This is a genomic window from Gemmobacter sp., from assembly GCF_046292685.1.
Lineage (GTDB): Bacteria > Pseudomonadota > Alphaproteobacteria > Rhodobacterales > Rhodobacteraceae > Wagnerdoeblera.
This window is the reverse complement of the sequence record NZ_JBKBQM010000091.1, coordinates 1-5,150: the sequence shown is the minus strand read 5'-3', so window position 1 is coordinate 5,150 and position 5,150 is coordinate 1. Positions and strand designations below refer to the sequence as shown.

Annotated in this window: 2 protein-coding genes, 1 tRNA gene and 1 pseudogene; 3 read left to right on the top strand and 1 reads right to left on the bottom strand. The window is 69.0% G+C overall.

Annotation, left to right across the window (positions count from 1 at the left end; genetic code table 11):
• Positions 1 to 1,046, top strand: a pseudogene (locus ACK4S2_RS15540) (IS256 family transposase); the annotation flags it as partial.
• 174 nt (positions 1,047 to 1,220) lie between these two features.
• Here the strand turns inward: ACK4S2_RS15540 and ACK4S2_RS15535 are convergent.
• Positions 1,221 to 1,296 (bottom strand) — tRNA-Ile (locus ACK4S2_RS15535).
• Positions 1,297 to 1,425: 129 nt separating this feature from the next.
• On the opposite strand from ACK4S2_RS15535, the gene ACK4S2_RS15530 reads away from it, so the two are divergent.
• Complete coding sequence (locus ACK4S2_RS15530; RefSeq protein ID WP_409626431.1) at positions 1,426 to 2,814, top strand: tetratricopeptide repeat protein; 1,389 nt, start codon at positions 1,426 to 1,428, stop codon at positions 2,812 to 2,814.
• A gap of 11 nt (positions 2,815 to 2,825) precedes the next feature.
• Positions 2,826 to 4,484 (top strand): sulfatase-like hydrolase/transferase, encoded by a 1,659-nt coding sequence (locus ACK4S2_RS15525; protein WP_409626429.1) that lies wholly within the window; start codon positions 2,826 to 2,828, stop codon positions 4,482 to 4,484.
• The last annotated feature ends 666 nt before the right edge of the window (positions 4,485 to 5,150 follow it).

Genomic DNA, 5,150 nt, shown 5'->3' with positions numbered 1-5,150 from the left:
CCCAGCTTTCTGGAGCCGCGCCGCACGGCCGAGAAGGCTTTGGTGGCCGTCATTCAGGAGGCCTATGTCCACGGCGTCTCGACCCGTTCGGTCGACGACCTGGTCAAGGCCATGGGCGCGGACGGCATGTCCAAGAGCCAGCTCAGCGTCGAAGGCAGTGCCTTCGACCTGCGCGGACATCGACGAACGCGTGAACGCTTTCCTGACTCGACCGTTGGAAGGCGCATGGCCCTACCTGTGGCTCGACGCCACGTATGTGAAGGTCCGCGAGGGCGGGCGCATTGTCAGCCGCGCCGTGATAGTCGCCGTGGCGGTCAACGAGGACGGCAAGCGCGAGGTGCTGGGCGTGGCCACCGGCCCCTCCGAGGCCGAAACCTTCTGGACCGACTCCCTGCGCAGCCTCGCCGACCGGGGCCTGCGCGGCGTGACGCTGGTGATCGCCGACGATCACAAGGGCCTGCGGGCGGCCGCCCGCCGCGTGTTCAACGCGACCCAGCAGCGTTGCCGGGTTCACTGGATGCGCAACGCCCTGGCCCACGCCCCGGCCAGGCAGCGCACCGCCGTTGCGGCCATGCTGAAGACGATCTTCGCCCAGGAAACCAAGGCCGAGGCGCAGGCCCAGTGGGACACCGTCGCCAACGCACTCCGCGAGAAGCAGGACAAGCTCGGCACCTTCATGGACGCCTCCCGCGACGACGTGCTGGCCTACATGGACTTCCCGCGCGAGCACTGGACCCAGATTGCCAGCACGAACCCGCTGGAACGGGTGAACCGCGAGATCAAGCGCCGCGCCGACGTCATCGGCGTTCGTCGGGAATTCTGTCCACCGGACAGAATTCTTTTCCTCCTCACCCCCCAACGACGACGCCATCATCGTTCCGGGGGCTTGCGTGGCCCCACCGGGGCCACGGTCCCCCTTCACCGTCGGCGCGCTCATGCTGGAGACCAACGACGAATGGACCGTGGCGCGGCGCTACCTGTCGCTTGAAACCCTCGCCCGCGTCACCGACAATCCCAACGTCAGGCTGCCCGCCGTGGCCACCTGACAAGACCCGGACCTTTCCGAAGGTCAGCGCTCATACACCACGCCCCGGGACATTATCACCAACAAAAGACGGGACGCATGAGGACGCATCGGGCGGCATGGGGACGCAAAGAATAGGTAACCCACTTTTTTCAAGTGGGTTACCTTCAATCTGGGACGCATGGGGCTGGATTTCTGGTAGGCCCGGAGGGACTCGAACCCCCAACCAAGGCGTTATGAGCGCCCTGCTCTGACCATTGAGCTACAGGCCCGGCTGCTGGCAGGGGTGGCAGATCGGGCCGCGCAGGTCAAGTCGGGAGGGGGCACAAAACCGGCGTTGACGCGGCCGCGCGCCCGGTGTGTGCTGCAGGCGAACCGGCAAGGCAACGAGGGGGCAAGGCGTGGCGATCGACCGGCAAGGCAACAGGTTCGAAGGCGGTGCGGCGGCGGCCGAGGCGCTGGACGGGATGCTGACCTGCTATGCGCTGTATCGCGGCGACCCGGTCGGGGCGCTGGACCGTGGCCTGGCGCAACAGCCGGATTGCGCGCTGTTGTGGCTGGCCAAGGCCTGGCTTTACGCCCTGGCGACCGAGCCGGGGGCGGCGGCGCTGGCGCGCGGCTTTGTCGACCGGGCCGAAGGGCTGGACTGCGGGGCACGGGAAGCCGCGCATGGGGCGGCGCTGCGCCGGCTGCTGTCGGGCGACTGGTCCGAGGCCGGGCGCATCCTGGAACGCTGGCAGGCCGAGGCACCGCGCGACCTGCTGGCCTTGCAATCGGGCCATCTGATCGACTTCTTCACGGCCAACGCCCGATCCTTGCGCGACCGGGTGGCCCGCGTGCTGCCCGACTGGCACGGTGTGCCGGGCGAAAGCTGGGTTCTGGGCATGGCGGCCTTCGGCTGCGAGGAGGCCGGCGATTACGCGCGCGCCGAGGCCCTGGGGCGCAAGGCGGTGGCCGAGGATCCGCGCGACAGCTGGGCGCATCATGCCGTCGCGCATGTGATGGAAATGCAGGGTCGCCCCGAAGACGGGCTGGGCTGGATGGCCGCGCGCGAGGCGCATTGGGCCGCCGAGGACGACAACCTTCAGGTGCACAACTGGTGGCACCGGGCGCTGTGCCATCTGGAACTGGGCGATACGGCCGGCGCCTTGCGGCTTTACGATGGCCCGGTGCGGCGCGGCGGAACCGGGCTGGCGCTGGCGCTGGCCGATGCCTCGGCGCTGCTGTGGCGCATCGAGATGCAGGGCGGCGACCCGGGAACGCGCTGGGAGGAGCTGTCGGACAAGTGGCAGGCGCATCTGGCGCCCGGGTATTATGCCTTCAACGACCTGCACGCCGCGATGGCGCACCTGGGGGCCGGGCGGCCCGAGCGGCTGCGCCCGCTGCTGGCGGCCGCCGAAGGCGCGGGCGAGGCGGCGGGCTGGATGCGCCGCTGGGGCCTGCCGCTGATCGAGGGTTTTCAGGCGTTTCGCGCCGGCGACCATGCGCGCGCCGCCGACCGGCTGCTGGCGGCGCGCCACATTGCCGACGGGTTCGGGGGCAGCCACGCGCAGCGCGACGTCATCGACTGGACGCTGACCGAGGCGGCGATCCGCGGGCAGATGCCGGGGCTGGCGCGCGCACTGGCGCAGGAACGCGCGGCCCTCCGCCCGCATTCGGCGGTGAACCGCGGCTTTCTGGCCCGGGCGCTCGCGCTGGCGGAACCGGCCGCGGGGCGGGCACCCCGTGCCGATGCAGGCGCGGATCAACGGCGCCTGCACCGGCACCCCCAGGATATTGGGGCAAGGTAAAGGGCAAGGCGATGGCCGCTGTGCGCAACATCCTGTTCGTGATGTACGACCAGTTGCGGTTCGACTATCTGGGTTGCGCCGGGCATCCGCATCTCAAGACGCCGAACTTCGACCGGCTGGCGGCGATGGGGGTGCGGTTCGACCGCGCCTATGTGCAATCGCCGGTCTGCGGCGCCAGCCGGATGAGTTTCTACACCGGGCGCTATGTCTCCAGCCACGGCGCGGCCTACAACAACTATCCGCTCAAGGTCGGCGAGCTGACGCTGGGCGACCATCTGCGCAAGGCAGGGGTGCAAAGCTGGCTGGTCGGCAAGACCCACATGAAGGCCGATGCCGAAGGGATGGCGCGGCTTGGGCTGGCGCCCGACAGTGTGATCGGGGCGCGGGTGGCCGAATGCGGCTTCGACGTCTGGGACCGCGACGACGGGTTGTGGAGCGCGGGGCCCGACGGCATCTACGATGCCCGGCGCAGCCCCTACAACGCATGGCTCATGGCGCAAGGCTACCCCGGGCCGAACCCCTGGCAGGATCACGCCAATGCCGGGGTCTCGGCTGAGGGCGACATCCTGTCGGGCTGGTATCTGCTGAACTCCGGCCAGCCCGCCAACATCCGCGAACAAGACAGCGAAACCCCCTGGCTCACGCGGCGCTGCATCGACTTTCTCGGGTCCGAGGCGGCGCAGGCGCCCTGGCTGTGCCATCTGTCCTACATCAAGCCGCATTGGCCCTATATCGTGCCCGAACCCTGGGCCGGCCTTTACGGCCCCGAACATGTGGTGCCGCCGGTGCGCGATGCGCGCGAAAGGCAGAACCCGCACCCGGTCTATCGCGCCTTCATGGACAACCGCATCGGCCAGGCCTTTGCCCGCGACGAGGTGCGCGCGGCGGTGATTCCGGCCTATATGGGCCTGATCGCGCAGGCGGATGCCGAATTCGGCCGGTTGCTCGACCATCTGGAGGCGACGGGCCGGCTGGCCGACACGATGATCGTGCTGACCTCGGACCACGGCGATTACCTGGGCGATCACTGGATGGGGGAAAAGGACTTGTTCCACGATCCATCCGCGCGGATCCCGCTGATCGTCTACGACCCGCGCGCTGCGGCCGATGCCACCCGCGGCACCGTCTGTCACGCGCTGGTGGAGGCGATCGACCTCGCGCCGACCTTCGTGCAGGCGGTGGGGGCAGAGGTGCCGGGGCATATCCTGGAAGGGCGGTCCTTGCAGCCCTGGTTGCACGGGCAGGCGCCCGAGTGGCGCGCGGCAGTGGTTTCGGAATACGACTGGGCGACGTCACCCATGGCGGCAGATCTGGGGGTGGCGCCGCGCGATGCCCGGCTGTTCATGGTGTTCGACGGGCGCTGGAAGCTGATGCATTGCGAAGGCGGCTTTCGGCCCATGCTGTTCGATCTGCAAACCGACCCGCAGGAGCTGATCGACCTGGGCGACAGCCCCGGCCATGTCGGGCAGGTGGCGCGGATGTACGACCTGCTGCACGCCTGGGCGCGGCGGATAGCGCAGCGCACCACCGTGTCGGATGCGCAGGTGCTGGCGCGGCGCAAGGGCGCGCCCGAGCGGGTGGGCGTGCTGATCGGGGTGGCGGAGGCGGGGGACGTGGCCCCCGATGTGGCCGCGCTGCTGGCCGGCAAGGCGCAAGCGCGGTTCGTCTGAGCCTTGCCGGCCCGGTCGGTCGTCGGCGGCGTCCAGCACCGGGTGCCATCCGGCGCGCATGACTGCGATCAGCGGGGCAGGGGTCAGCACGCTGATGGCGCCGCCAGGAAGCGGGCAAGGCGCCTCATAGCCCCCTGGCGCATAAGGCCACGCCTGCCCGCCCCGGATCAGATGCGCCCGTCCCCCCAGCAGGATGAAGGCACCATCGGGCAGGCCGGCGCCCTCTGCGGTGTGGCGGCGCTGACCGAGCGGCCTCGGTGCGCGAATGGCACGCTGTCAGGAGCCGGCGCGCCATCATGTTCGAAGATCGCTTCCCAATGACGTAAGAAAACGCGTCAGCCACAAAATTCGGCACAGGCCCCATGATGGTCGAAGCCTTCGCCCAGCTCGACAAGAAGGAGTTCGCCCCTGTTCTCAGCATAACCACGAAAGCCGCCTTATCATGACTTCAGGACATCCGGAAAATTACACCACCTTGACGGACGTGACCGCCGCGCGCATTCGCCCAAAAACGCGCGAAACTGCCCCGACGGCATCAAGTCCGCCTTAGAGCGTTTCCCGATCATTGTGGTTCATAGCCTGCTGCGGTGAAGAAGTTGGCGCTCTCCCCGGGGGTGATGAGATCGACGAGCCGTCCGATGGCGTCCCAGAGGGCCGCAACGGTTC

What these genes read in the sequence shown, in the direction of transcription:
- ACK4S2_RS15525 (WP_409626429.1), top strand. Translation starts at nt 2,826, where the DNA reads ATGGCCGCTGTGCGCAACATCCTGTTCGTGATGTACGACCAGTTGCGG.